Source organism: Lactobacillus helveticus (assembly GCF_046109915.1).
GTDB classification, from domain to species: Bacteria; Bacillota; Bacilli; order Lactobacillales; family Lactobacillaceae; genus Lactobacillus; species Lactobacillus helveticus.
Map to the genome: position 1 here is coordinate 1,434,774 of NZ_CP151471.1, position 26,486 is coordinate 1,461,259.

General features: G+C 36.5%; 19 protein-coding genes and 8 pseudogenes. 14 read left to right on the top strand and 13 right to left on the bottom strand.

The window, feature by feature from the left end; all coding sequences use genetic code 11:
• Positions 1 to 89 precede the first annotated feature (89 nt).
• Positions 90 to 1,502, top strand: a complete 1,413-nt coding sequence (locus AADV52_RS07325; RefSeq protein ID WP_014919485.1) for a C69 family dipeptidase — start codon at positions 90 to 92, stop codon at positions 1,500 to 1,502.
• A gap of 44 nt (positions 1,503 to 1,546) precedes the next feature.
• On the opposite strand, the gene AADV52_RS07330 is transcribed toward AADV52_RS07325, so the two are convergent.
• The 4 genes from AADV52_RS07330 to AADV52_RS07345 form a co-directional block, all read right to left on the bottom strand.
• Positions 1,547 to 2,221: an ABC transporter ATP-binding protein gene (locus AADV52_RS07330; RefSeq protein WP_014919486.1), complete on the bottom strand. Its 675-nt coding sequence runs from the start codon at positions 2,219 to 2,221 to the stop codon at positions 1,547 to 1,549.
• A gap of 1 nt (position 2,222) precedes the next feature.
• Positions 2,223 to 3,284, bottom strand: a complete 1,062-nt coding sequence (locus AADV52_RS07335) for an ABC transporter permease (RefSeq protein ID WP_014919487.1) — start codon at positions 3,282 to 3,284, stop codon at positions 2,223 to 2,225.
• On the bottom strand, positions 3,285 to 3,812 hold the full coding sequence (locus tag AADV52_RS07340; RefSeq protein ID WP_014919488.1) for a TetR/AcrR family transcriptional regulator: 528 nt from the start codon (positions 3,810 to 3,812) through the stop codon (positions 3,285 to 3,287).
• Between the two features lie 110 nt (positions 3,813 to 3,922).
• A complete protein-coding gene (locus AADV52_RS07345) occupies positions 3,923 to 4,522 on the bottom strand; it encodes a histidine phosphatase family protein (protein WP_014919489.1) in 600 nt (199 codons plus the stop codon).
• Between the two features lie 143 nt (positions 4,523 to 4,665).
• Here AADV52_RS07345 and AADV52_RS07350 point away from each other — a divergent pair, with 143 nt between their 5' ends.
• Positions 4,666 to 5,421: an alpha/beta hydrolase gene (locus AADV52_RS07350; RefSeq protein WP_014919490.1), complete on the top strand. Its 756-nt coding sequence runs from the start codon at positions 4,666 to 4,668 to the stop codon at positions 5,419 to 5,421.
• Here the strand turns inward: AADV52_RS07350 and yaaA are convergent.
• Positions 5,418 to 6,179, bottom strand: a complete 762-nt coding sequence (gene yaaA, locus AADV52_RS07355) for a peroxide stress protein YaaA (protein WP_014919491.1) — start codon at positions 6,177 to 6,179, stop codon at positions 5,418 to 5,420. The two genes, AADV52_RS07350 and yaaA, sit on opposite strands and share 4 nt — an antisense overlap.
• Before the next feature lie 58 nt (positions 6,180 to 6,237).
• On the opposite strand from yaaA, the gene AADV52_RS07360 reads away from it, so the two are divergent.
• Positions 6,238 to 6,882, top strand: coding sequence for a hypothetical protein (locus AADV52_RS07360; RefSeq protein WP_014919492.1), 645 nt, complete (start codon positions 6,238 to 6,240; stop codon positions 6,880 to 6,882).
• A gap of 31 nt (positions 6,883 to 6,913) precedes the next feature.
• On the opposite strand, the pseudogene AADV52_RS07365 reads toward AADV52_RS07360, so the two are convergent.
• Positions 6,914 to 7,303: pseudogene (locus AADV52_RS07365) on the bottom strand (DUF4931 domain-containing protein); the annotation flags it as partial.
• A 94-nt stretch (positions 7,304 to 7,397) separates the two neighbouring features.
• On the opposite strand from AADV52_RS07365, the pseudogene AADV52_RS07370 reads away from it, so the two are divergent.
• Positions 7,398 to 8,621 (top strand): annotated as a pseudogene (locus AADV52_RS07370) (RNA-guided endonuclease TnpB family protein).
• Positions 8,622 to 8,712: 91 nt separating this feature from the next.
• On the opposite strand, the pseudogene AADV52_RS07375 reads toward AADV52_RS07370, so the two are convergent.
• Positions 8,713 to 8,796: pseudogene (locus AADV52_RS07375) on the bottom strand (DUF4931 domain-containing protein); the annotation flags it as partial.
• Positions 8,797 to 8,971: 175 nt separating this feature from the next.
• On the opposite strand from AADV52_RS07375, the gene AADV52_RS07380 reads away from it, so the two are divergent.
• Together AADV52_RS07380 and AADV52_RS07385 are read left to right on the top strand one after the other, a co-directional pair.
• Complete coding sequence (locus tag AADV52_RS07380) at positions 8,972 to 10,180, top strand: L,D-transpeptidase family protein (protein WP_014919495.1); 1,209 nt, start codon at positions 8,972 to 8,974, stop codon at positions 10,178 to 10,180.
• An 89-nt stretch (positions 10,181 to 10,269) separates the two neighbouring features.
• Entirely contained in the window at positions 10,270 to 10,464 is a 195-nt protein-coding gene (locus tag AADV52_RS07385) for a hypothetical protein (protein WP_014564267.1), read from the top strand.
• Between the two features lie 38 nt (positions 10,465 to 10,502).
• Here AADV52_RS07385 and AADV52_RS07390 read toward each other — a convergent pair whose 3' ends face one another.
• A complete protein-coding gene (locus AADV52_RS07390; RefSeq protein WP_014564268.1) occupies positions 10,503 to 11,996 on the bottom strand; it encodes a peptide MFS transporter in 1,494 nt (497 codons plus the stop codon).
• Between the two features lie 109 nt (positions 11,997 to 12,105).
• Positions 12,106 to 14,640, bottom strand: coding sequence for a M1 family metallopeptidase (locus AADV52_RS07395; protein ID WP_014564269.1), 2,535 nt, complete (start codon positions 14,638 to 14,640; stop codon positions 12,106 to 12,108).
• Positions 14,641 to 14,846: 206 nt separating this feature from the next.
• On the opposite strand from AADV52_RS07395, the gene AADV52_RS07400 reads away from it, so the two are divergent.
• Positions 14,847 to 15,206 carry a hypothetical protein gene (locus AADV52_RS07400; RefSeq protein ID WP_014919496.1) on the top strand — a complete coding sequence of 120 codons (360 nt, stop codon included), beginning with the start codon at positions 14,847 to 14,849 and terminating at the stop codon, positions 15,204 to 15,206.
• Between the two features lie 62 nt (positions 15,207 to 15,268).
• On the opposite strand, the gene AADV52_RS07405 is transcribed toward AADV52_RS07400, so the two are convergent.
• Positions 15,269 to 16,249 carry a hypothetical protein gene (locus tag AADV52_RS07405; RefSeq protein ID WP_014919497.1) on the bottom strand — a complete coding sequence of 327 codons (981 nt, stop codon included), beginning with the start codon at positions 16,247 to 16,249 and terminating at the stop codon, positions 15,269 to 15,271.
• Between the two features lie 149 nt (positions 16,250 to 16,398).
• Here AADV52_RS07405 and AADV52_RS07410 point away from each other — a divergent pair, with 149 nt between their 5' ends.
• Entirely contained in the window at positions 16,399 to 17,646 is a 1,248-nt protein-coding gene (locus AADV52_RS07410; RefSeq protein WP_014919498.1) for an MFS transporter, read from the top strand.
• A 106-nt stretch (positions 17,647 to 17,752) separates the two neighbouring features.
• On the opposite strand, the pseudogene AADV52_RS07415 reads toward AADV52_RS07410, so the two are convergent.
• Positions 17,753 to 18,531 (bottom strand): annotated as a pseudogene (locus tag AADV52_RS07415) (hypothetical protein).
• 130 nt (positions 18,532 to 18,661) lie between these two features.
• Between AADV52_RS07415 and AADV52_RS07420 the strand changes: the two are divergent.
• Both AADV52_RS07420 and AADV52_RS07425 read left to right on the top strand, forming a co-directional pair.
• Positions 18,662 to 18,859: pseudogene (locus AADV52_RS07420) on the top strand (plasmid replication initiation protein); the annotation flags it as partial.
• Positions 18,860 to 18,998: 139 nt separating this feature from the next.
• Positions 18,999 to 19,515, top strand: a pseudogene (locus AADV52_RS07425) (IS982 family transposase); the annotation flags it as partial.
• On the opposite strand, the pseudogene AADV52_RS07430 reads toward AADV52_RS07425, so the two are convergent.
• Positions 19,512 to 19,616 (bottom strand): annotated as a pseudogene (locus AADV52_RS07430) (helix-turn-helix domain-containing protein); the annotation flags it as partial. The pseudogenes AADV52_RS07425 and AADV52_RS07430 sit on opposite strands and share 4 nt — an antisense overlap.
• A 95-nt stretch (positions 19,617 to 19,711) precedes the next feature.
• On the opposite strand from AADV52_RS07430, the gene AADV52_RS07435 reads away from it, so the two are divergent.
• Both AADV52_RS07435 and AADV52_RS07440 read left to right on the top strand, forming a co-directional pair.
• Positions 19,712 to 20,986 carry an MFS transporter gene (locus AADV52_RS07435; RefSeq protein WP_014919503.1) on the top strand — a complete coding sequence of 425 codons (1,275 nt, stop codon included), beginning with the start codon at positions 19,712 to 19,714 and terminating at the stop codon, positions 20,984 to 20,986.
• A gap of 132 nt (positions 20,987 to 21,118) precedes the next feature.
• Positions 21,119 to 21,970 (top strand): helix-turn-helix domain-containing protein, encoded by an 852-nt coding sequence (locus AADV52_RS07440; RefSeq protein ID WP_014919504.1) that lies wholly within the window; start codon positions 21,119 to 21,121, stop codon positions 21,968 to 21,970.
• A gap of 744 nt (positions 21,971 to 22,714) precedes the next feature.
• On the opposite strand, the pseudogene AADV52_RS07445 reads toward AADV52_RS07440, so the two are convergent.
• Positions 22,715 to 23,829, bottom strand: a pseudogene (locus AADV52_RS07445) (RNA-guided endonuclease TnpB family protein); the annotation flags it as partial.
• Positions 23,830 to 24,380: 551 nt separating this feature from the next.
• Here AADV52_RS07445 and AADV52_RS07450 point away from each other — a divergent pair.
• Both AADV52_RS07450 and AADV52_RS07455 read left to right on the top strand, forming a co-directional pair.
• A complete protein-coding gene (locus AADV52_RS07450) occupies positions 24,381 to 24,929 on the top strand; it encodes a hypothetical protein (RefSeq protein ID WP_014919508.1) in 549 nt (182 codons plus the stop codon).
• Positions 24,930 to 25,051: 122 nt separating this feature from the next.
• Entirely contained in the window at positions 25,052 to 26,230 is a 1,179-nt protein-coding gene (locus AADV52_RS07455; protein WP_040457022.1) for an IS256 family transposase, read from the top strand.
• Positions 26,231 to 26,486 lie beyond the last annotated feature (256 nt).

A 26,486-nucleotide genomic window follows, 5' to 3' on the forward strand; every position in this document is an offset into this window, starting at 1 on the left:
TTCTAATATTTTAAGAAATTAATTTAAGGAATCATTCATCCTTACACAAACTATTTTACAGTCTCCGATTTAGAAAGCGTGATTTTTTTATGAATAATGTAATTGGACGTTCATCATGTACTTCTATTCTTATTGGTAAGAAAGCTTCCTTAACAGGAAGCGTGATCATCGGACGAAATGAAGATGCAAAAACTGCTTGGCCTAAGCATCTAGCATTCAATCCACATCAAGACAATGTAAAAAATAACCATTTCAAATCAAAAGATAACAAATTTGAAATGGACTTACCAGAGACTATATTTTCATATTCATCAACGCCAGAATGGACAGATAAGTACGGCGTCTTTGAAGAAGATGGAATTAATGAACACCACGTAGCAATGAGTGCTACAGAAAGTGCCTATGCTAATGAACGTGTATTAGCAGTAGATCCTTTTGATACAGAAAAAGGCATCTTAGAAGAGGCAATGGTAACCGTTGTTTTGCCATATATTAAAACTGCCCGTGAAGGTGTACAGCGTTTAGGTGAAATTGTTGAAAAACATGGTGCTGCTGAAGCAGATGGTATTTTATTCAGTGATCCCAACGAAGCATGGTATATGGAAATCGGTTCGGGGCATCAATGGGTAGCCCAAAGAATTCCAGATGATTCTTATGCAGTTGTTGCCAATCAATTAGCCATTCAAGCAGTCGTCTTTGACGGCAATGATTTTATGTATTCAAAGAATTTAAAAGACTTTGTCTATCAAAATCAATTATGGCCTAAAGATGCAGTCTTTAACTGGCGCGAAATCTTTGGCACGCACGATGATAGCGACTTGCATTACAACACCCCACGTGTTTGGATTGGACAAAAATTGTTAACACCATCTGTTGAACAAAAGCCGCAAGATTTTGATTTACCATTTATTAGAAAACCAGATAAGCCAATCTCTATTCAAGATGCACAAGCCGTATTGAGCAATCATTACCAAAATACGCCTTATGATTTGACTAATCCGAAGAACAAAAATAATGCGACATTCAGACCTATTTCTGTTGCTACTACCCAAGAATCTCACTTGTTAGAATTAAACGGTGAAAATATGATTCATTGGCTAGCAATGGGTGTAGCTGCACAAAGCGTTTATGTTCCATTTTATCCGCAAGGAACTAAAGTCCCTACCATGTACAAATATGGCAAGGAAACTTACAGCACCAATTCTGCCTACTGGGTATTTAAACTGGCAAGCACTCTAGCTGATCGCGACTGGAACAAATATGGAACAGATTTAGGCAATGCCCAGGACGATGCTAGAGAAAAAACCACTCGTCTGCGTTACGAATATGATCAAAAATTAGCTAAAGAAACTGACCAAGCAAAGAAGGTCGACTTAGTTAACGAAGCTAATGAAAAGATGGCTAAAACTGCCGCTGATATTTTCAAGGAACTATCTGCTAAATTAATTACCAAACAAACTGCAGACTCACCACTTCGTTTTAAGATGGATCCTAACTTATAATTCAAATGAAAAAGCCTAGTTCATTAGTTTGAACTAGGTATTTTTTATTTCTTTTGACTCATTTTTCCATCCGTCATCTCATAAATATGATCCGCATATTTTTCAAGACGAGGATCGTGGGTGACAATCAAAATTGCTTTTTCACGTTCTTTAGCAAGTTTCTTAAACAACTTGCCAACCTCTTCTACGTTTTGCGTATCAAGAGATGCCGTAGGCTCATCAGCCAGCAAAATTGCAGGATTAGCATAAAGTGCACGTGCAATTGCCACACGCTGTTGCTGACCGCCTGACAATTCATTAGGATATTTTTTAACTAATTTAGTAATCCCCAAATCTTTGAGCAATTTGTCTAAATCTTCTTTGGACAAATTACCTTCTTTTTTAACTTTATCAACCAAAACAAATTGATCATGAACAGTCAGATATGGAACTAAATTATAAGCTTGTAAAATAAAACCAATTTCATTTAAACGTAAGCTGTTTCTTTTTTTATCAGAAAACTTGCTGATATCTTCCCCATTGACGATAACTTGGCCTGAAGTTGGTTTTTGCAGCGATCCGGCAATCGTTAAAAAAGTACTTTTACCTGCACCGGACGGTCCCATAATTAAAACCAATTTGCTTTTATCGGCTTCAAAATTGATATCCTTTAACGCTTCAACTCGAGCATCGCCTTTACCGTAAAATTTTTCTACATTTTTCAACTCAATTACTGCCATTTTATTCACCAATTGCCTTTGCAGGATCAACCTTCAAAATAGATCTAATCGGAATCAAACTACCAATAATGCCCATTACAAGCATCCCTAACGTACCAGCAACCATAATGGCTGGGGTAAAGCTCATTGGGACGGCAGCTGGCAAAACAGCAGCTGTAATCCACATCAATATTAGAGCAATCACTACGCCCACAACTACTAAAATAATTGATTGACTAACTGTCGCACCAACCAAGGTTTTATTTGGAATTCCTTGTGCTCTCATTACAGCCAAATTATGCATTTTTTGCATGGTTAAAATATATAGGAATACCGCAATGATAATTAGAGAAATGACAAATAAGAAACCTATCATTAATTCGAAAGTCATATTCTGTGCAGTATAGCCTGGCAATTTATTAATAAATGTAGCAATCGGATACGTTTTTGCATCTTTATAGTTGTATTTATAATTAGCATTTTTCGAAACGATTGCTGCAGCGGCCACATTTGGCGCTACCATCCGTAACTTTCTCCAGGTGGCAAAGGAGCCATAAATAATTGGAGCGATGTTGATCTTGGCGTTATTAACAAAGCCCACGATCTTATACTTTCTGGCTGAACCGTTTAAGCTGATTTTATCGCCTAAACGATAGCCTTTATCTCTTAAGCTTGAATCTACGGTAATTTCTGTTTTACCTTTTCCTCGCTTACCGGCTACCAAGTCCTGATCTTTATAAATAAATTGATCTTTTTTAATTCCTAAAAATTGCGCAGAAACAGATGGCCGTTTTTTAGACTTAACTACAACCGCCACTTGACCGATATATGCTTCATTTTTACCAATCTCATCATCTTTTAAGTCTTTTTTAGTCAAAATAGACTGACTCAAACTAATATTGGCATTTTTATTTAGGACAACTTTCTTAGCACCCCAACTATTGATTGCTTGTGTATTTTCACTCGCCAAACCTACAGCCAGTGATGACAACATAAAAATTAAATAACTGATTAAAAAGATCATTAAAATAATTAAGCCATAGCGCAACTTTTCATGTTTAATTTCTTTTAGTGCTAAAAACAATTATTCCATCCCCTTTGCAATCATGTATAAGCTCTTCTTGTAACGAGCCAAGTTTTTCTCTTGATTTTCTGGGTCTGACAAACAAAGATTAATTACTTCATGACTTAAAACCATTGCACTCCACAATTCAGGACTCATATTCAATAATTGTCTTGAATAAATTTTGAAATTATCCGGGATGAGATATTCATTTTGTGACATGTGCAATTTCATCATGCGTTCATATTTGCTATTTTGAGTTTTATCAATGAACTTAACAATTCGATCATAAAAATGATCTGGATCAAATTTTTCATCGGGACTCATATTAGCATGAATATTTTCAATTGCGATGTTATACATGTAGACATAAGCATCTGTTAAATCATCAAAATACTTATAAAATGCACCACGTGCAATATCTGCTTTTTTTACTATATGGGAAACCTTAGCATCTGCTAAAGGATAGCTACTAAACTCTTCTAACAAAACCTTTTCGATTCGTTGGCGTTTAGCGGAAGGTAAATTTTTAAATGTTGCTTTAACCATTTTTATCCTCTCTTTCAACACACTGCCGTTTCGTCACTAATCAATTACTATATTATTCTTTTGTGACGCATTGTCAATACATATACATAAAAAAAGCTGCTCGCTTTTCATTAAGCAAGTAGCCGATTGTAGAAGATCATTCGTGCAATCTTCTTCTTAACGCTAAATTTTGCTAAAGCACAGTTATTCATCGTATCAATTTTATCCATGTCGCCATTAGTTAAGTAGTGAGCAGCTATCATTCGAATCAAGCGGCCGTGAGCTACTACTAACACCTTTTTATCAGGATACTTTTGGTACATTTCATCTAAAAAGTCACCGCATCGCTTATCAAAATCTTCGTAGCTTTCACCATTTTTGGCATATTTAATATAGTCACGATCGATCTTTTCCCAAGGATCAACAACATCTGGATATTCCTTAACAATATCATCCATCTTCTTGCCATCCCAGTCGCCAAAATCAAATTCAAGCAGGCGATCATCAAGATTAATCTTTTTCTTTCCCTTAGTAAAAATCTTAGCAGTCTCTACTGCTCGTTTCATTGGACTGGAATATACTACGTCAAACTTATTTTCATCAAAGTTAGCTGCAGCTTTTTTAGCATAAGCGCGGCCGTAATCATTCAATTCTGCATCAACATGTGCACCTTGAAGACGATTATCCTTATTAACATCTGTTTGACCATGACGAATAAAAACTATTTCCATCATTAATACCTCGCATGATTTAATTAACGAATCAATTTTACGCGTAATCGCACAATCTTTCCAATTTCTTAATTTCTTTTCTACTATATTCTGCCTGAAAAAGTTTACAATAATAGTAGACCAATTTAGAAAGAAGAATGTTTATGTCCCGCATTACGATTGAAAGAGACAGTTTAACCCTAGTAGGTGACCGTGAAGAACCATTTGGTGAAATCTATGACATGGCAATTATTATGCATGGTTTCACTGCTAATAGAAATACAGATTTATTAAGACAAATTGCTGATGATTTACGCGATGAAAATGTTGCCAGCGTTCGTTTTGATTTTAATGGGCATGGCGAAAGCGACGGTAAATTTGAAGACATGACTGTCTGCAATGAGATCGCCGATGGTAAAGCAATTTTAGACTATGTACGTACTGATCCACACGTTCGAGACATCTTCTTAGTGGGACATTCTCAAGGTGGCGTAGTGGCATCAATGCTTGCAGGTCTTTATCCTGACGTTGTTAAAAAAGTTGTACTTTTAGCTCCTGCTGCTCAATTAAAAGACGACGCATTAAGAGGCAATACTCAGGGCGCAACTTATGATCCAAATCATATTCCTGATGTCGTACCACTCGTGGGCAATAAATTAGGGATGAAGCTTGGTGGCTTTTATTTAAGAACCGCACAAGTTTTACCAATTTATGAAGTATCACAACGTTTCACTAGACCAGTTTCTGTAATCGCCGGTACTAATGACCAAGTTGTTGATCCAAAATACGCCAAGAAATACGATGAAGTTTACGAAAACAGTGAACTGCATATGATCCCAAATGCTGATCATAGATTCAGTGGTGAGTACAAAGACATGGCAGCCGATTTAACTGCGCAATTTTTAAAACCTGCGTTTTAATGACGTTTAAAATCAAAATGAGTTCTAAAGACATAATGGTCGAGAGAACTAGCTTCAGGTGAATATTGAAATTCAAAATCATGAAAATCTTGCAATTCTGCGGGATTTTTTATTTGATTTTCGGCAATAAAACGCACCATTTCACCACGTGCCATCTTGGCATGAACACCTACGGTTTTCCATTGATCATTTTTCAATTCTTGAAAATCGATGGTGATCATTTTTCGATTTTCGTTTAAATAAGGTTTGACTAAGCGCATATATTGCTTGGAAGCCAGATTAATGACTGTATCATCTTCTTTAAACAGACTTTCAGCAATTTGATCATTCCAAAAATGATACAAGCTATAATCAATAAAGCCCTTCATTTTGGTATTGAGTTCTAAACGATATGGGCAAACACCATCAAAAGGTCTAAGCATCCCGTAAAAGCCAGATAAAATGCGCAGATTTTTTTGAATATAATCAAGCGCTGGCTGAGTAAACAAATCCGGTGCCATATATTGGTATTGAATGCCTAAAAAAGCCAAAATTGCTGGAGTTAACCGCTTATCTAAATTCATATTTTTCAGTTGCTCAATGCTTTGCTCTGTTACTTTTTTACTGGCATGCCATAACTCAATTAGTTGGTCTTCAGAACGAGATTTTAGGAATTCTTCTAGAATCCTAGTCTTGTCTAAAAATTCAGGCTTAGACTGAACTGGAAAAAAATCGCGATCAATTTTCATAATTTTTGCGGGTGCAATAATAATTTTCATTTTTAGATTTCACTTCTTTAGGTTAAACTTAACTAGTAATTAATAAGGAGGAAAAACGATGAATCCTGATTTTGCAATTGTCTTAAATTTTAAAATTAACGGAAATGCGGATGCAGACTTTTTAGTTAAAACTGCTAGAAACATTGGTGCACGTGCTGTCATGACCAATGCTCAAAAAGATGATTTTGAAAAAGCCTGCAGTAAATACACCATTTTTCTAGCTGACAAAGCAGATGGCATCGATTTAAACGGTGATGATGTAATTGATACAATCGTCAATAACCGCCAAAATGGTAAAAATACTATCATTAACATCCCTGTAACCGATGGCAAATTTGATGATGCTACTCAAAAATTGCCTGATACCATTAACTCTTGGATGCACTTATTTGGTCATGCCTTAAATGAAGGTAAACACAGCAATCTTGAAACAGACAATGGTTTTATTTTAGAAAATCGGCATGCAGATTACCAAAAATATGTTTTTGTAAAGCGCCCACTTCCTGAAAAAATCGTGGTATCTGGTTTAACTCAAGAACCTAACCGCGTTGAATGGATCGATCACAGAGCCGACCTAGATTTTGCTTTTAAAGATAGTAAATTAACTATCAATCTCACTGAACCAGAAAGTGATTTGGCTTGGCAAGTCTTGCGTATCCAAGCACATCGTCCAGAAGATGACATTATTCATACTGAATTCTAACGAAAAACCTTCTCATTGCGAGAAGGCTTTTTTAGTCAATCTTTGATCCATTATCATAAAACTCTCTAAAGCGATGCGCTTCTTTGTCCAAAGTGATCTCATCATTTACCTGAGATAATTTATAGCCTACAAAATATGGTGGTGCCTCAAAACGGGTAATATACTTAGCACAAATGCCGCCATCTTCACGAGGATAGAAAAATAAATTATATGAATCACATCTGCCGTTATACATGATATTAAGCAAATATTTTGCACCGCTTTGAATCCAATCAGCCCACAAATCAATGCTATCTTTATTCAAAAGGTTGATATTCAATTCCGTATATCCTTGCACTGGATGTTCAGCAATATTGACCTCTACCCCATTTTCATCAAAAAGCGTTTCGCCTTCAAAATTATTAGGGTGAATATATTTATTGATTAATTGCCGGAGAAAACACGGGATTTTAATCCCGTGATGAATCCGGCCTTTTTTAGTTTTTTTGCTTGTTTCCTCCTTCTTTCTTAAACATATGTTTGATATAATCTTAAAAAGAAAGGAGGGAACAAATGTGCTAAAAGGGATCAAATTAAGACTCTATCCTAATAGAATACAACAAAACCAGCTTGAGCAGATGTTTGGCAATGATCGCTTTGTTTGGAATTAAATGCTGGCCATGATGAATGAGCGCTATCAGAATAATAAAGCTTTGCCTTTTTTAGGCAAGTTCAAGCTGAATTATCTGCTTAAGCCGCTTAAAAAAGAATATCCTTTTTTGAAAAACAGCGATTCTTCAAGCCTGCAGGTAGTTAATGAATTCCTAACTCAATCTTGGAAGAACTTCTTTCAAGATAAAACTGGTCAAATTGGCAAGCCTCGTTTTCATTCACGCAAGTATCTGAAAAAGTCTTATACAGGCAAGTCAATCATAAAAACTGCAGGTAAAAGGTACTTGAAGATTCCTAAATTAGGCTATGTCAAAACCAGCAAGACTGGAGTTTTGCAAAACACTAAGATTAAGCGCTACACTGTTCTGCTTGAACCAACAGGAAAATATTATTTGTCTCTACAGGTAGAAATATCTGAACCAGAGAAGTACAGCTTAACCGGCAAACGAGTTGGAATTGATGTTGGCGTAGCTGATTTAGCAATTCTGTCTAATGGGCTAAAATATCCTAGTTTTAATAGCTCTTATTTTGAAATGAAAGCTAAAATTTGGCAGAAAAAGTATTCTCGACGTAGACATTTAGTTAAATTACTAGTTTTACAAAATAAGAATAAAAGGGTGCTTTGTCCTAGAAGTTTAGAGAGTTTCACTAATTGGCAAAAAGCGCAAAAGTCAAAAGCCAAATACCAAGCTAAAGCAGCTAATCAGCGCAGAGATTATCTGCATAAACTAACTACGCATTTAGTTAAGCAATATGATGTAATTGCGATTGAAGATTTGAAAACCAAGAATCTTCAGAAAAATCATCATTTGGCTAAGTCAATTGCCAATGCTTCATGGCGAATGTTTAGACAAATGCTAGAATACAAATGCGAATGGTATGGCAAGAAACTAATTGCAGTTGATCCCAAGAACACTTCCAGAATTTGTTCAAAATGTGGCTATAACAGTGGCGCTAAGCCATTAGAGATTCGTGAATGGATTTGCCCTAAGTGTCAAACCAAGCATGACCGAGATATTAATGCGGCAGTTAATATCCTGCATAAAGCAACGCCAACTGGTCAGGGACTGGCCATGGTAACAAGCTGAGTTCTGTGAGTTAGGTATTTGACTAGTTCAATGTAAGATCCTAAACACTACTCAGTGTTCCCAGAAACCCGGCACTTCAGTGCCGGTGTAGTTCATACCCATCCTCATGCTCAAAACCTACGATTTGCATATGTAGGTGAATTAAAGAGCCGCCTGAATGCGGGCCATAATTTTTATTTGAAAAACAAGTGGATTATTATTCATATTATCCCTCGAAATCTGTTAAAATTGATAACGTATGTTATCCTAGAAACATAATACAATAGTAACTTTGCTAGGATAAAAATAGTGCTATACTGTTTCAAAACAAACACTTATTCGAAAATCTAATGAGATAGGTAATTGATAAAATGCAATCTAGAACAGAACTAAGAAAACATAATAATCGCAATAATCTCTATTTAATAATTATCGGCGTAATTATTATAATTGCAATTATTGGTGGCGTATTTTTCCATAATAAAAAAGTAGAAGCTGAACAACGTGAGCGTACCTTTGCTTCTACTCATTTCAATCCCAATGTTACAATCTATGGCGTTAAAGTCGGCAAGTTGACAGTTAATAAGGCCATGACAAAGATTAATGAAAAAGCTGATAATGTCATCTTTTTAAGAAATAAAAAAATAATTTCTGAACGGGATGCAAATATTCAAACCATTGATAAACAAACAGTTAAAGAATATTTCGATAAGCAGCATACCGATTTAATCAACAATCAAAAATACACTTATAATTCTAAAGATTTAAGTGAAGCAAAAGAAAAACTGAAGAAGATGCCAAAAGCTTCTGTAACTTATAACATTGCTGGTAAAAAATACACATTAAAGGCTGAAGATTTAATTGGTGAAGTCACCTATAAAGATGGCAAATATAATTTCACTGATGTTAAAAATTTGACCAATAAGCTTCACGATATCAACAAAGAAGTTCAAACTTTGAAAAAGAGCTACAAATTCATGGTTCCTGTTGGTAACAAAGCTAAGGGCAAAACCATTACCGTAACTAATGAAAGCTACGGCTGGGGCATTTATCTTAAGAAAGCAAAAGCTGCTGTAGAAAAGGCCTTTATCGATGGAACTACTGAACTTGATGGTAGCAAGTACATTTATGGCGATGGCTACAGCACTTATGCGCATGGTTATGGCAAGAGCAACAACGGTATCGGAAATAACTACGTTGTTGTTTCAATTAAAAACCAAGAATTATGGGTCGTTCGCAAAGGACGCGTTGTTGTTCACTTAAACGATGTAGTTACCGGTACCCTTGAAGGCGGCAAAGGCAATCAAACTCCAAAAGGCGTTTGGTACATCATGTACAAGGAATCACCAAGCGTTTTACGTGGATTTAATGATGATGGTTCTAAATATGCATCTAAAGTTCAATATTGGATGCCATTTACTTTAAGTGGTTGCGGCTTGCACGATGCCAGCTGGAGAAATGACTGGAGCAAAACTGCTTATCTACGCGGTGGCTCACACGGATGCGTAAATATTCGTCCTGCCGAAATTAGAAGCGTATGGAGCAATGTTTCTACTAATGATGCAGTAATTGTTTACTAAGAAATGAAAAATAATGCTATTCAAATTTGAATGGCATTATTTTTTTGCGTAAAATTATACATAAAGATATAGATTTTTGAGAGGTTTTTATGTTAATTATCGGAATCATTTGCTTAGTTATGGCAGCAATTTCATATTTAAGATGTGTAAGTATTAAGAATAATAACGCCAAAAAAGATAATACTAAAACTAATGAGGCTAAATGGCAACGCAGTTTAGCAATTATCTTCTTAATCTTTGGTGTTTTATTAGTAGTCTATAGCATTTATTTACGCAGATTTTAAAAATGACGTGAGATTATTCCCACGTCATTTTTCATATTCTAATGTACGCCTTCCATTAAGACGTTAATTTTCTTAACTAAAACAAACATAATTACACTAAATACAACACTAACTAGCCCAACAGCCATGAAGTATTGTACTTCTGTGCCAGATGAATAGAACTTAACGATTTGAGCGTTAATTGCCTGCCCCGTTGCATCAGCCATGAACCACATACTCATCATCTGTGAGCGGAATGCATTTGGCGCAAGCTTGGTTGTAATTGATAAACCAATTGGTGAAATCAACATTTCCGCAATTTCAACAATAAACCATGACCCCACTAGCCAGAATGGACTTACTCTGCCGCTTGTACCATAGAGCATCCCTGGAAGTGCCATCCACATATATGAAAGGCCAGCAAACACAAGACCTGCCGCAAACTTACCTGGTGCAGTTGGCTGCTTTTTCCAGTGTTCCCACAGCCATACAAACACTGGCGTCAAAATCATGATGAACAATGGATTAAGCGACTGGAAGTTAGCTGCAGTAAAATGCCAACCACCAATATGTAAAACAGTTCTTTGTTCCGCAAATAATGCCAAAACAACTGAACCTGATTCTTCTATTCCCCAGAAAATAGCTGCGGCGAAGAATAATGGAATGTATGCCTTCACTCTTGAGCGTTCAATCTTAGTAACCTTTGAGCTGCGAAGCATCATCACGAAGTAGTAGATTGGCAATGCAATCGCCAAAATAGTTAATAAGGTAATTACATTATCAACGCTTAATTGCCCTACTCCTGCCATAGCGGCTAAAATTGCAACAATTGCGATGATAATAATGACAACCCACTTGATCACATTAAGCAAATCGCCTTTATCAATAGGATCATTAGGTGTCAGACTTTCAGTTGATAAGTATTTTTTACCACCAAGTACATATTGTACTAAACCAAAGAACATACCAACTGCAGCTAATGAGAATCCTGCATGGAAGTTCAATTGGCTACCAAAAATATGGAAACCGAAGCCCTGAGCTACCCATGGTACAAGCCATGGAGCAATAAATGAGCCTAAGTTAATCCCGAAAACAAAAATACTGAAACCAGCGTCACGACGGCGATCTTCAACAGAATAAAGACCACCAACCATATCGGATACGTTCGGCTTTAATAATCCAGTACCTACAACGATTAAAGCAATCGAACTGTATAGCGCCGTTACACCAGCTGGCAAAGCCAAAACGATGTGTCCCAACATAATAAGCACACCGCCGTAGAAGACTGTTTTTCTAGAGCCCCATACTCTGTCAGAAAGCCAGCCTCCAACTAGTGTTGATAAATAAACAAGCGAACCATAGATCGACATGATTGAAGCAGCAGTAGTTTGAGACATCCCCAAACCACCTTTGGTAACTGCGTAATACATGTAGAATAATAAGATAGCCCGCATGCCGTAGTAACTGAAACGCTCCCACATTTCAGTGAAGAATAAAGTGGACAAGCCCTTTGGCTGTCCCAAGAATGCTGTATTTGAATCTCGTTTACCCAAAGAAAAACTCCCTTCTTATCTAAGGTAAGCAATAAAAACAATTACACCACGAAAAATAAGGACCTATCCTATTTACAGATAGATCCTTATTTTTATTACTTTATATTACTTAATCAATTGCTTTAGCAACTGCATCATTAACAGCATCTTTTTCAGCTTCGATCAAGTTAACCTTGCTTTCGATGACCTTAACGTCCATCTTAATTTCACGACTAAGAAGTGGAACATTAATCTTTGGTTCAAAGAATTCCTTGAATTCCTTAAGTCTTTCTGGGGTATGGAAGACGCCTGCAGTAACAGTGATAAATGTAGCAAATTCCATGTCACCACCAACAGTCTTGTCAAGCCAATCCCAGTCTTCTCTGATCCAGTCCCAAGCTGCTTGTTGACCATAATGGTTAGCAAGTAAACCACGGTACCAACCAAGTAAATCTTGTGGCTTAACTACGTCAGCATTTTCAAAGTCGCCAACAATAGCCTTGATAGCTGCAAGATCCTTGGTGCTGGTTACAGCGCTGCGTAAGTCAACCTTGTATGATGGGTCAGCTGTTCTTTGGTATTCCTTAATTAACTTATCAACTAATTCAGCATTGCCAAAGTTCTTAACTTCATTGATTAAAACGTATGGACGAATATCTGCATTCAATGCTTCCAAGTTATCTTCATTTTCAGTAAAGATTTGGTGAGCTGCCTTAATTGAGTCCGCATTTTCAGCGTAAAGACTTGCGCTCAACTCGTATGGACGAATTTGAACATCTTCATCGCTTTCGCCTGGCTTTACTTCCCAGCCTAAACGTGCAACTTGATCCTTTGATAAGAGATCATAAAGCTTCTTCAAGTTCTTTTCTTCATTTGATTCTGGGTCAACGAATTGACGAAGCTTAGCTGCAGTAGTGTAAAGTGCGTTAATTACCAAGCTTGACTTAGAATCAGCGAATTTAACCAAAAGTGGAACAATTGAAGCGTAAGAAATTTGCTTACCTTCTGCTAAGAGACGTAAGTCTTGAAGCAATTGTAACTTATCAATTGGATCCAATTCATTAACATCTGACAAAATATCATCAAGCAAAGTCTTGTCATATTCAACGATGAAGTGTGAGTTGTTGCCAACATTAAGTCTAAGTGGGTGACCTGCTTCTTCGCGAAGTACCTTGTAATTGCCTAAGTCAATTTCTTTATCAGACATAATCTTAGGTGCGTCGAAGTTAGCATTCAATGGAATTTGCCATTGTCTACCCTTATCTTCACCTTCACCAATGAAGAATTGCTTTTGCGTAAGCTTCAAATGACCATCTTCAGCAACGAAGGCATTAACTACTGGGTAACCAGGTTGCTTAAGCCATGAGTGCATGATTTTACCAATATCAAGATCAGTTGCAGTTGAAAGTGCATCCCAAAGGTCATCACCAGTGGCATTGCCAAACTTGTGGTGGTCGAAGTAGTACTTAAGACCCTTGCGAAGTGCGTCGTCACCAAGAAGTGAACGAACCATGACTAACATTCTTGAACCCTTAGCATAAACAATGGCACCGTCAAAGACTGAGTCAATATCTGCTGGGTCATTAATTTCCATTTGAATTGGTTGAACACCATCAGTAGCATCTCTGTTCAATGCAGATGCAGCTTCACTAGTTTGGAACATTTCCCAGATGTGCCAGTCAGGTTCCAAACCATCAACTGATAAGTATTCCATCATGTTGGCAAAACTTTCGTTAAGCCATAAGTTGTCCCACCACTTCATGGTTACCAAGTCACCGAACCATTGGTGAGCCAATTCATGGGTAATAACTGTGGCAACTAACTTCTTCATTTCCAAGCTAGTATTGTCTGGGTCAAGGAGCAAGTATGCTTCACGGTAAGTTACAAGACCCCAGTTTTCCATGGCACCAGCTGAGAAGTCTGGCAATGCAAGTTGCAATGACTGTGGAAGTGGGTATTTGGTTTGGTAGAATTCTTCGTAAAATTCAATTGCGCGCTTAGCAATGTCTAAAGCGAAGTCTAATTCCTTAGGCTTGTGTGCCTTAGTTGCGTAAACGCCAATTAATACGCCATCCTTAGTATGAGTAGTCTTAGATTGTAATTCACCAAAGGCAAAGGCAACTAAGTAACTAGACATGCGGACAGTTTCTTCAAAGTGGTGGTAGCCATCCTTGTCAACTTCTACTTCTGGCATGTTAGCAAGTGCAACTTCACCATCTTGTTCATCCCACTTAAGAGCAAGTGAGAATGTAGCTTTAGCTTCAGGTTCGTCCACACATGGGAATGCTTGGCGAGCAAAAGTAGTTTCGAATTGCGTACCGATGATTTGCTTCTTCTTACCTTCTAATTCGTAATATGAAGGATAAATACCCATCATAGTATCAGTAAGTGGTGCGCTATAAGCAATTTCGATTACAGCTTTGCCAGTTACTCCTGTTTTAATTTTGATTGCTTCATCTTTTTCGATTACATCAAAATCAACATTTTTACCATCAACCTTAGCGCTATCAATGGTCATAAATTTTTGGTTAATAAATACTGGATTTTCAATTACATCACCAGTAATTGTGGAAGTACCATTAATAGTTTTATTCTTACGGTTTACATTAATACGCAAATCGTAATGTTCTGGGTGGAAAGTTTCATAAAAACGTTTAACTGCCATATATTTGCCTCCTAATTAGCATAATTTACTCTAAATTTTACCAAAATATCGGTAAAAGTGCTTAAAAAAGGCAATTTCTTTCTGATTGTAAGAGTGCCGTTTTCGTTTTGTAACATTGCTGTCATATAGACCTTGTAATATATAAGCATAGTCATTAAGAACTATATAAATTTTTTAAAAGTAAGTTTTAATAAGGAATGAAATCAATGAGTAAACAAGTTAAATCTATTTTTGTTAAATTAGTAGCTGCATTAGCACTTGCCTTTGCGTGTGTCGCAGTTGCACAAACTTTTGCTAACAATTCTACCAGTCAAACTGTTCAAGCTGCTAAGAAGATGTCTAATAAAGAAAAGGCAGCTAAGAGATGGATCGCAATGCGTGAATCAGGCGGTAGCTACACTGCTAGAAACGGTTCATGTTACGGTAAGTACCAATTAAGCATCGGTTACTTACACGGTGACTTATCACCAAAGAACCAAGAACTTACTGCTGACAGATACGTTTATGGTCGTTACGGTTCATGGGTTAACGCTAAGAGATTTTGGTTAGCACATAACTGGTACTAAAATTAATTTATTCCTTAATTTTCAAAAAAACAGCTAGTCAAGTTGACTAAGCTGTTTTTTCTTTATTCAAACTTGTCTTGTTTAATTACCCGATAGGTTGCAATTATTAATACTAGGATCGAGCAAGCCATTCCAACGTAGGCCATCGTCCCAATGTGAACAGCATTATTCGCTGCTTCTCTCGCCATTTGGTTTTCCATAGCATAACCAACTACCCATTTACGCATTAAAACAGGAGTTAAGATAAAACTAAATGTGGTAATCAATGAAGTAATCAAAGTCACATTTCTAGAATATGGTTCTTTAAAGAATTGTGCCAATACACAAAAAGCTGGGGCAATCATCAAAAGCATGATCCACATAATAATCCAGCGCCCTGAGTTGCTATCCATCATTTGCGCACTATTTGTAGCATAACGATATGAACTCCAAAGCTGACCGCCAGTAACTGTATTTAACAAACTCAAGAAATACGATCCTTGCTGACCATAGTAACCACCATTATTGGATAAGGCTCCTTGGATAATTTGGAAACTATCAGTTGAACCTGCTGATGAGAAATCAACAGTAACCACCTGTTTCATATAGGTAGCCAAAAACATGGTAACTGAGCCACCTAACTCTAAAGCTCTTAACATGCTTAATTTTCTTGAGGCCTTTAAATGAAACTCAAGACTAAGCACCTGATGAGGGTGGTGACTGTGGCCAATGACATGTATTCCGACAATTACTACTAACAGTAAGATTAATAATCCCCACCATAATTTAATTATGGCAAGAAATAGTGCTAGAACAATAATTGCAACTGAGATATATGGTCGATCAGAAAAGATTGTCCAAAAATTAAGCTTTACGTGATTATAATTTTCTCGTGAAAGATCAATTTTGGTATTAGCAGCAGGTTTAGGGTTGCTAATTTTTTTGCTTCTAAATTCTTCACGACTATTTGCCTTATTTTTAGCATAATTAACTCGTGATTGATCTGTACCGCCTTGTCTATGTTCCTTCTTCATGCGATATTCTCGCCGTGACATATGTGCCATAAAGAATAACTCCCTTCTAGAACCATTATCGTAGCACATTATTTGGTTAATAGTTTTTCTATTGTAAAAAATTGAAAAAATATTTAGTTTTTTGTATGTGCTAAAATGGATGTTAAAAACCATTCTTATTTTTTGAAAGAGATGACAATTTGACTGCTATTAAATCACGCAATCTGCCTGCGGGGTGGCACAAAGCTTTTTATACCCTGTGGCTAGGTTGTTTCATTACCGGGATGGGCTACTCAATGACAATGCCCTTTATCTCACTGTTTATTTCTGATTTGGGTAATTATTCTAAATTACAAATTAACCTATATTCTGGTCTAGCATTTGCGATGACCTTTATCGCCCAGGCAATAGTTTCTCCATATTGGGGCAGTTTAGCTGACCGTAAAGGAAGAAAACTAATGTGTATGCGTGCATCCGGCGTAATGGCAATTACTATTACCTTGACTGGTTTTGCACCAAATGCGATTTATATCGTTATCATGCGATTCATCCAGGGATCTTTTTCGGGTTATATCAACAACGCTACCGCATTGATGGCCAGTGAAACGCCGCACGAACGTAGCGGCTGGGTAATGAGTCAGATGATGACCGCTGGTACTGCCGGCAACTTGGTCGGCCCATTATTAGGTGGTACCCTTTCCAGTTTCTTTGGCAATATCTTTGGCGGTGCGTGGGGCTATCGTATTCCGTTCTTTATTACTGGTGTCTTGATGTTCATCGTATTTTTAGGAACAACATTCCTGGTTCATGAAGACTTCACCCCAATTTCTCGCGAAAAGATGAAGCCAATGGGCGAAATCATGAAGAGTTTGCCAAGCATTAAATTAATTATCGTTATGTTCATCACTACGCTGTTGGTTCAATCTTCAACTATGTCAATTGATCCTATCGTTTCATTATACGTAAAATCAATGATGCCTCATGGTTCTGATGTTGCATTTGTTGCTGGTACCGTAGCAGCAACGCCAGGACTTGGTACTTTGCTTGCTGCATCTAAGATTGGCCATAAGATGGATGAAATTGGGCCGTTACGCGTTTTGCGTGTAGGTTTAGTCATCGGCTTCATTTTATTTGCACCAATGGCTTTAACTAATAATCCGTGGATGCTTGCCTTCTTACGTTTCTTATTAGGTATTGCTAGTGCGGGAATGTTGCCTGCAGCTCAAACTGTTTTAACTCTGAATACTCCTAAAGAAAGTTTTGGTCGAATTTTTAGTTATAATCAGTCTTTCCAAGCAGTAGGTGCAGTACTTGGATCATTAATGGGTTCTGCCATTTCGGGTTTTTCAAACTATGCGACTGTTTTCTGGGTAACCGGATTTACTTTATTATTGAACTTTATTTTAATTTTGATCTTCGCATGGGGTATTTCTTATCGAGATAAATAAGTAATCGCTTTCGCTAGTTTTACTTTTAATCCATAACTGAAACTTGAAAGCACTAAAACTAGCCGGATCCATATTGGATCTGGCTTTTTGTCTCTTAAATTAGTTTTTAAGATGTCCGCAGCAGCTGCTTTTGCATGAAAACCGGCAATAACTTAATAAAGTTGTCTAATATTTGTTCCACTGTGGCGGAGATCTCTGCTTTTGCTTCTTTAAGAGCGGTAAGCAGGTAGACCAATGCCTCTTCAAAGGCTAAATCAGGCAGCGCTTCATTCATTAAATAGAATAAATCGCCTAAGATTCGATCATCGATACTCTGTCTTTCTTGCCAAGCCAACAGATCATAAGTTAGAGCTGTCACGGCAATGTAGCCGCATTGCCCGTCATAGCTTTGAATCTGTGATTTGTTTAAGGCTAAGTATTGCCATCGCTCCAGCCAACAGTTAGACCACGATAGCCGGTTAAAAATTCATGCTTGTCATGATCATAGACTTTAGCCAATAATTCGGTCTTCTTAGAACAAGAACGAGCCATTAGCGTGTCATCAACGATTAAAGCCAATCTTCTACGTCGATCAATTACCGGTTTCAAAACAGAAATCAGTTTAACAGCAGCCAAACAGACCAGCTTCTGCCAGTTGATGCGGCCATCATTGAGCACATTTCTGCCAGTTTTAGCAGTAAAATTCTTGGCGCGCTGACAGCGATAAAGCGACTTTCGCGCAAATCTAGCCTTGATCATCCAGGTAATAACCATTAACAGGCTAACCAGGGAATGTCGTTTGAAGTTTACCTTTTTACTCAAATCACCTAGACCAATTAACTTAGTAAATGAAGAAATTAAAGATTTAGTGTCCTTTTCTTGGTTAAATTGCGTTATACTTTTCATTGCGTAGGATCTCCTTTACTTTGGATTTGACACTTAAAGTATAACGCGGAGAAATCCTGCGTTTTTATTTTTACGCAAAAAAGACTAGAAACCATGCGGAAAGAGCGTGATTTCTAGCTTTCAAGTTTCAGTTATTAAAATAAAAGCTGAACTTAAATCAACTGGCTTACTCTTACAAAAGCAAATGGGATTTAACCCAAAGACTAAAAAGAATGAACCGAATCGTCTATACCTTTCTAAGCTCGATGTAAAAGCTACTGATGTTTATTTAAGGGGCGAATATGGGCAAAAAAAGCCTGAAGCCCTTGCTACAAGCGGAACTGCAAAAAATGCAGTTAATCTATATAAAGACTCTAAAAACATAGATACCAATACGCGTGGTGCTAGTTAAATCGTTTTAGTTAATAAAAAAGTCCAATCGGACTAGACTCAAGTTGTAGTATTCAATAGAAAAGAGTCTGATCTGATTGAACTGCCTTAAGCTTAAGCGTTTTAGTCATCCTAACACAAGTTGGTTTTAAAGATTTAGTCAAAATTTGCCGGTACTGGTATCGTTTATCTGCTCCGGCTGAATTTAGTCAACGGCGAAACATCAACCGGGTAAAAGCTACGGACAGTTTAATCTTGGCTTTGCTTATCTGGCAGGCCAAGACTGGAATCGAATCACAAAGAAGGTTCTGCGAATGCTTCGGCTGTCTATCGCATTCGCGTTTTAACCGCCGTTCTCGACAGCTGCTCCAGTTGATTTATCAGATACGCCAAAAAATGAATCAAAAAGTTGATTTAAGCGGACAATTCTTGATTATTGACAGTTTTCCCGTTCCAGTTTGTCAGCCGGTTCGCAATTATCGCGTAAGGATTTTTCGCGGTTCTGCGAATATTGGCTATAAGGCAACCAAAAAGATCTACTATTATGGTTTCAAAGTTCATGCGATTGTCAGCGACGACGGCTATGTTCTTGATTATGTCGTAACAAAAGCATCAACTTTAGAATAGTAAGAAACACTTACAATACCACCTGCAAATTTCTTTTGTGTTAGTCCCTTTTTAATTCTTTCTTCTTTGAGTAATTCTCCAATTGTCATGCTTTCCCTCCGAATGTTCAAATACGAAATTTTTAAAAATAATTTTAATTCCTTGCTAAGATTAAATCAACATTAAAGCAAAGGAGTTAAACATTATGAACGTATTTTTGAAAAATAAGGACTACAGAAGATTTTCTATTGCCAGTTTTCTTTCAGGCACGGGCGACGTACTTTTCTATTTGGCATTTATGACTTATGCAAGTAAATTGCATAATTATTCGCTTGCCCTATCTTTAATTGCAATCTCAGAATCAATTCCTAGATTATTCGAAATTTTTGCTGGTTACTTAGCTGATAGAACTCGCAACAAGTTTAAGAATATTTTCTTAATGGCTGTAGTAAGATTCGCTCTCTACGCAACTGTTGGTTTCTTGTTTGTAGCTAAAGTTTCAGATTGGAACCTTGTTATCGCAGTGGTAGTAATCAATTTTTTCTCTGATACCTTTGGCTCTTACTCAGGTGGGTTAGTATCACCATTAATTGCAGATATTGTAGGTAAAGAGGAATTCGGTGAAGCTGAGGGCTTTACTGGTGGGGTATCACAAATCATTAATATGATCGCCCAATTCGTTGGTTCAGGTTTGCTCTTATTCTTGTCATACTCTAACTTAGCCTTTATCAATGCCTTCACGTTTTTAGCCGCCGGACTCTTATATGCCAGTGTTGGATTAAAACACAAAAAGAATGGCAATACTCTTGAACGCTCAGAAGTAAATGAGCAAAAGTTCTTTGCCACTATGAAAGATTCATTTACTCAAGCTAAAAAAGCGCAAGGCTTATTAACAATCATGGTTATTGTAGCTCTACTCAATGGTGTATTAGGTGCCATGAGTGCATTAATTCCAATTGTAATGGCAGGACACAAGTCAACAATGTTAATTGGTAATTACAGCTTTACTATGGCGGTAATGGGCGTGTTAGTTAGCTGTGGTGCCGCATTTGGTAGCATGTTTGGTCAACAATTATTTAGAAAAGTTTCAGCATTCACGATGACAATTGTTGCTGGTGGTCTTAGCTTTTTAACTACTTTAGCTACAATTATCGCTAACATTTACATTGTCTTACCATTCTTCTTCTTGCTAGCAGCTACAGCCAGCATTGCCTCTATCAAGTTAACTCAATGGCTGGTTAATACAGTTGAGCATAAAATTTTAGCATCAACTATGGGCTTGTTAAATACTTGTGCCATGGCTTCAGCTACAGTAATGACTACTATTTTTACGACAATTTCTGGTATGGGTGATGTACGTTATGCTTTAATTGTTTTGTTAGTAGTAGAAGTAACTGTCTTGTTTGTAGCTGTACGAATGGGCATTAAAGTTAAGAAAACTGAAAAAGGAGTTAATTCTACCGTAGCAGTGAATGATTAACTACAAGAATAGTGTTTAACTCTACATAAAAAGGCTCCAAGTTGGAGCCCTTTATATTTCATTGCTTTAATTTTAATCCTTGTATCGCTAAAATAGTCATTAAATTATTTTTTGATATCGGAGGTGATTTCTGTGACAATAGGAGAATTACTCAGAGAATGCAGGGTTAGCCAAAATAAAAAACAAAAGGAATTTGCTGGCGAAATACTTTCTCCATCTTATTATTCCAAAGTTGAAAAAGGAAAACACAAGATTACAGCAAAAGATTTAATTAGTTTATTGATTTACAATCAAATTTCAGTAAAACAATTTTTCGGTAGATTAGATGAGAATTACGAAGAAAATCAGTTTCTAGAGGAAAAGCTAAATAGTTTGTTAGCGCAGGCATATTTTCAAAATGATAAAAGTAAGTTAGAAGAAATCAGACAGCAGATTAAGGATAGCTGCTTATCAAGTGAGGCTAAAACTGATCAATTATTGTATGCGGATATTTTCTTAGCTTTAATGAATAATAGTCTTCGAGATAATAAAAAATTGCAAGATAAAGTTAGAGAGAAGCTATTTAGCATGGATGAATTCGATGAAGCTAAAATCATGTTATATGGTAATTCCATGAGATTTTATTCACTCTCTGATAATAAAATCATATCGCAAAGCTTAATTCGAAAATATCGAGAGACCAATAACATTATTATTCAAAAGTATCTAGTTTCACTTTGCGTAAATATGTTGATTATCCTAATTGAAAATAATGATTTAAAAGATATTAAGCTTTATACAAATGTATTAGAAGAAAATATTGATAATCCAGATCTTATTTTTTATAGGTCGGTATATCTATTTTTAATTAATTTTATTAAGTACAAAAATCTGGGTGAGGAAAAATATCTTGGTAAATGTAATAAAGCAATTGAGGCATTTAGAACCTTTGAAATGAACGCATATGCTAATGAATTAGCTAACTTTTTGAAAAAATACAAATGACCATTTTTTAATAAAAGTCAAATATAGCTATTTTGATATTTTTCGTTTAAGCCTCTGTATAATAATGATCAACAAACTTGAAAGAAATGAATAAAGTTATGAGACCAGAAGATATAATTATCATTTTATTCCCTGGTAAGCCTTAATAATTCTTTTCAAATATGGGGGACAAAAAAAATGAAAAAACTTTCTAAATTGACAGCTCAAGCAGCTGGAGCTGTAAGTAGGTGCACTTATTGCTAATTATGTTTCAGGTGGTTTAGCTATCTTTGCAGTGAGAGCAATTAGCTCATCAGTATCTGCACTAGTGGGAAGCAGTATTAAAGGTGGAGTTTGGGTTGATTATAATTTCTTAGCAAGAACAGTTACTAGTTGTGGATGGCAATAGTTTTATGAAAAAAAAGCAAGCAATTTATACTTTTATCTGTTTAACCCTAGTAATAGAGTTATATAATTTTATAATTGCGCCACATATTTCAAATATGGTTTTAAATATTGTATTGAGTGCAATATGTGGCGGATTCAGTACTCTAATAGTTTATGAACTACACCGGCACTGAAGTGCCGGGTTTCTGGGAACACTGAGTAGTGTTTAGGATCTTACATTGAACTAGTCAAATACCTAACTCACAGAACTCAGCTTGTTACCATGGCCAGTCCCTGACCACTTAGCTTTGTACTTCCTTTATGCAGGATATTAACTGCCGCATTAATATCTCGGTCATGCTTGGTTTGACACTTAGGGCAAATCCATTCACGAATCTCTAATGGCTTAGCGCCACTGTTATAGCCACATTTTGAACAAATTCTGGAAGTGTTCTTGGGATCAACTGCAATTAGTTTCTTGCCATACCATTCGCATTTGTATTCTAGCATTTGTCTAAACATTCGCCATGAAGCATTGGCAATTGACTTAGCCAAATGATGATTTTTCTGAAGATTCTTGGTTTTCAAATCTTCAATCGCAATTACATCATATTGCTTAACTAAATGCGTAGTTAGTTTATGCAGATAATCTCTGCGCTGATTTGCTGCTTTAGCTTGGTATTTGACTTTTGCGCTTTTTGCCAATTAGCGAAGCTTTCTAAGCTTCTAGGACAAAGCACCCTTTTATTCTTATTTTGTAAAACTAGTAATTTAACTAAATGTCTACGTCGAGAATACTTTTTCTGCCAAATTTTAGCTTTCTTTTCAAAATAAGAACTGTCAAAACTAGGATATTTTAGCCCATTAGACAGAATCGCTAAATCAGCCACGCCAACATCAATCCCAACTCGTTTGCCAGTTAAGCTGTACTTCTCTGGTTCAGATATTTCCGCCTGTAGAGACAAATAATATTTTCCTGTTGGTTCAAGCAGAACAGTGTAGCGCTTAATCTTAGTGTTTTGCAAAACTCCAGTCTTGCTGGTTTTGACATAGCCTAATTTAGGAATCTTCAAGTACCTTTTACCTGCAGTTTTTATGATTGACTTGCCTGTATAAGACTTTTTCAGATACTTGCGTGAATGAAAACGAGGCTTGCCTACTTGGCCAGTTTTATCTTGAAAGAAGTTCTTCCAAGATTGAGTTAGGAATTCATTAACTACCTGCAAGCTTGAAGAATCGCTGGTTTTCAAAAAAGGATATTCTTTTTTAAGCGGCTTAAGCAGATAATTCAGCTTGAACTTGCCTAAAAAAGGCAAAGCTTTATTATTCTGATAGCGCTCATTCATCATGGCCAGCATTTGATTCCAAACAAAACGATCATTGCCAAACATCTGCTCAAGCTGACCTTGTTGAATTTTATTAGGATAGAGTCTTAATTTGATCCCTTTTAGCACATTTGTTCCCTCCTTTCTTTTTAAGATTATATCAAACATATGTTTAAGAAAGAAGGGGGGAACAAGCAAAAAAACTAAAAAAGGCCGGATTCATCACGGGATTGAAATCCCGTGTTTTCTCCGGCAATTAATCAATAAATTTACTAAATCTTGATCTATCAAGCAGGTGCATTATTTTGCTAAAACGTCTCTTATATTCTTATGATGTAACAATAACTTTTACGTTATTAGCAGTACTAAACTTAACATCATGGTGGGGGAACTTTCCTTATCGTATGGTAATGGTGCTCATGAACATAGTTATTGGTGCTAGTGTAGAACATTTAGTTAACCAATTAACTTCTTTACAGAAGCGTCCGCTATTTAAGGGAATAGTTGCACTAGTATTATTAGTTACAAATATAATCTGGATTGTTATTACAATGATTTGATTGTATTTATAGTTAGAAAAAACGCAGTCAAAGCTGCGTTTTTTAGTGTATTTATATAAATAAATGTTAGCACTTAGTACCATGTAAATTTTTGATAAGTGATAATCATTAGCGTATTCATAAGTTGAAAAAAAGGAGCACCGAATTACTGCGGAAGATTTGATTGCAATACTGGAATATAACAATATTCCTTTATGGTCTTTCTTTAAAGAGTTAAGCTTAAAAGGTAGTTTTCAACATGAATATAAAATAGATCTTGAAGCTGAAGTAATGGATGCTTACTATCATTCAGACAAAGTACTACTTAAAAAGATAATACAGAATCTTGAAAAAAGCGGTTCAACTGATAAGACTGACGATATTTTAATAGTAAAAGGATGGCTTGAGTCTTTAAAGGATGATGAAGAAGAGCCAGATATTGAAGTCAGAAACGCTTTAAAAGACCGAGTATTTAATATTCCCGATCTTAATAAAGAAAAGTTAACTCTATTTTGTAATTTCATGGATTTTTATGACCTAGATAGTAATTTAATGATTGCTAAAAATGCAATCATTAAATTTATTAGTAGTAATGAAACCGAAATTCAAGAAGTATTGTTAGCAATATTGGCTAATTTGCTTTGTTTGTCAATAAAGGAAAACAATTACAACTATGTAGATTATTTAGTTACTACTTCAGAAAAGTTACCACTAAAACCGAGACCGTAAAATAGTTTGTGTAAGGATGAATGATTCCTTAAATTAATTTCTGAAAACATTAGAAAAAGGAGTTCCTTTCTCGTATGATTGGATTGAACAAAAAAACAACATACAGAAAGAAGAACTCCTTCATGAATGATTTTACCAAAAATATGGCTCAAGCACTATTCAATCAAGACAAAGTTAATGATTTTTTGCGCAAGGAAATTCAAACTGCAGTTAATCAATTGCTTGAAGCTGAATTGACTGCCTTTTTAGGCTATGATCCTTATGCAAAAAGCGGATGGAACTCTGGCAATTCCAGAAACGGCATCTATTATCGCAAGGTTGATACGCAGTTTGGCCAGATCGAAATTCAGGTTCCCAGAGACAGAAACGGCGAATTTCATCAGCACACTCTGCCTGACTACAAGCAGCACTCGGACGTCCTGGAAAGCATGATTATCAAGCTTTATGCCAAAGGCGTCACTACCAGAGAAATAGCCGATCTGATTGAAAAGATGTACGGCAGCCATTACAGTCCGGCTCAGGTATCAAATATTTCCAAGCAAATGATTCCAAAGGTTGAAGCCTATCACAAACGCAAGCTTAGCGACAGGTTCTTTTGCGTTTATCTTGACGCAACGTATCTTCCGCTGTGCCGAGAAACGTTTGAGCGTGAAGCCGTCTATATTGCCATCGGCATCAGGCCCAATGGCCATAAAGAAGTAATCGACTACTGCATAGCACCCAGCGAAAACGTCGAAGTTTGGACTGAAATGCTTCAAAACATGAGATCGCGGGGTTTGAAGCAAGTCGAGCTTTTCTTGTCTGACGGTGTTGTCGGCATGAAAACAGCTCTGGCAAAGACTTATCCCAAAGCACATTTTCAGCGCTGCCTGGTTCATGTCATGCGCAATATTTGCAATAAAGTGCGTGTTGACGATCGTGAGACAATCATGAACGATTTCAAGCAGATTCATAGGCAGCCTAACAAGACAGCCGCTGTACAAACTCTTCATGCATTCTATGACAAATGGAACAAGGCATACAATCATGTCATTAGGAATCTAAAAGACATTGAGCCTGATCTATTGGTCTTTTACAACTATCCCAAACAGATCAGACCCTCAATCTATTCCACCAACATGATTGAATCCTTTAACAATGTCGTTAAACGCAAGGCAAAGCCCAAAGCAGAGTTTCCAAGCGAGCAGTCGCTTGATACTTTCATTGGCATTCAGGCAATAAGCTACAATGATCGCTACTTCAACCGAATCCATAAAGGCTTCGGCCAAGTGCAGGATACATTGGAATCCTACTTTGACTAAGAAAAAATTAAAAAATCAATTTACGAGAAAGATCTATTTACACAAACTATTTGACAGTTTCCTAAAACCACAATTCTTTTTTTATAAAGATATGATCTGTTTTTACAAATATTTATCGAGCTATCATTTTAATCATAATAAGGATGACTTGAATAAATGCCAAACCATTATTTCTAATGTTAAATTTGCCGGAATGAGCGAGTATGGAAGTGAGCTAGATAAATTTTTAAATAATCACATTTAAATTGTCGTATTT

What these genes read in the sequence shown, in the direction of transcription:
- AADV52_RS07325 (WP_014919485.1), top strand. Translation starts at nt 90, where the DNA reads ATGAATAATGTAATTGGACGTTCATCATGTACTTCTATTCTTATTGGT.
- AADV52_RS07330 (WP_014919486.1), bottom strand. Translation starts at nt 2,221, where the DNA reads ATGGCAGTAATTGAGTTGAAAAATGTAGAAAAATTTTACGGTAAAGGC.
- AADV52_RS07340 (WP_014919488.1), bottom strand. Translation starts at nt 3,812, where the DNA reads ATGGTTAAAGCAACATTTAAAAATTTACCTTCCGCTAAACGCCAACGA.
- AADV52_RS07345 (WP_014919489.1), bottom strand. Translation starts at nt 4,522, where the DNA reads ATGGAAATAGTTTTTATTCGTCATGGTCAAACAGATGTTAATAAGGAT.
- AADV52_RS07350 (WP_014919490.1), top strand. Translation starts at nt 4,666, where the DNA reads ATGTCCCGCATTACGATTGAAAGAGACAGTTTAACCCTAGTAGGTGAC.
- yaaA (WP_014919491.1), bottom strand. Translation starts at nt 6,179, where the DNA reads ATGAAAATTATTATTGCACCCGCAAAAATTATGAAAATTGATCGCGAT.
- AADV52_RS07360 (WP_014919492.1), top strand. Translation starts at nt 6,238, where the DNA reads ATGAATCCTGATTTTGCAATTGTCTTAAATTTTAAAATTAACGGAAAT.
- AADV52_RS07380 (WP_014919495.1), top strand. Translation starts at nt 8,972, where the DNA reads ATGCAATCTAGAACAGAACTAAGAAAACATAATAATCGCAATAATCTC.
- AADV52_RS07385 (WP_014564267.1), top strand. Translation starts at nt 10,270, where the DNA reads ATGTTAATTATCGGAATCATTTGCTTAGTTATGGCAGCAATTTCATAT.
- AADV52_RS07395 (WP_014564269.1), bottom strand. Translation starts at nt 14,640, where the DNA reads ATGGCAGTTAAACGTTTTTATGAAACTTTCCACCCAGAACATTACGAT.
- AADV52_RS07400 (WP_014919496.1), top strand. Translation starts at nt 14,847, where the DNA reads ATGAGTAAACAAGTTAAATCTATTTTTGTTAAATTAGTAGCTGCATTA.
- AADV52_RS07405 (WP_014919497.1), bottom strand. Translation starts at nt 16,249, where the DNA reads ATGGCACATATGTCACGGCGAGAATATCGCATGAAGAAGGAACATAGA.
- AADV52_RS07435 (WP_014919503.1), top strand. Translation starts at nt 19,712, where the DNA reads ATGAACGTATTTTTGAAAAATAAGGACTACAGAAGATTTTCTATTGCC.
- AADV52_RS07455 (WP_040457022.1), top strand. Translation starts at nt 25,052, where the DNA reads ATGAATGATTTTACCAAAAATATGGCTCAAGCACTATTCAATCAAGAC.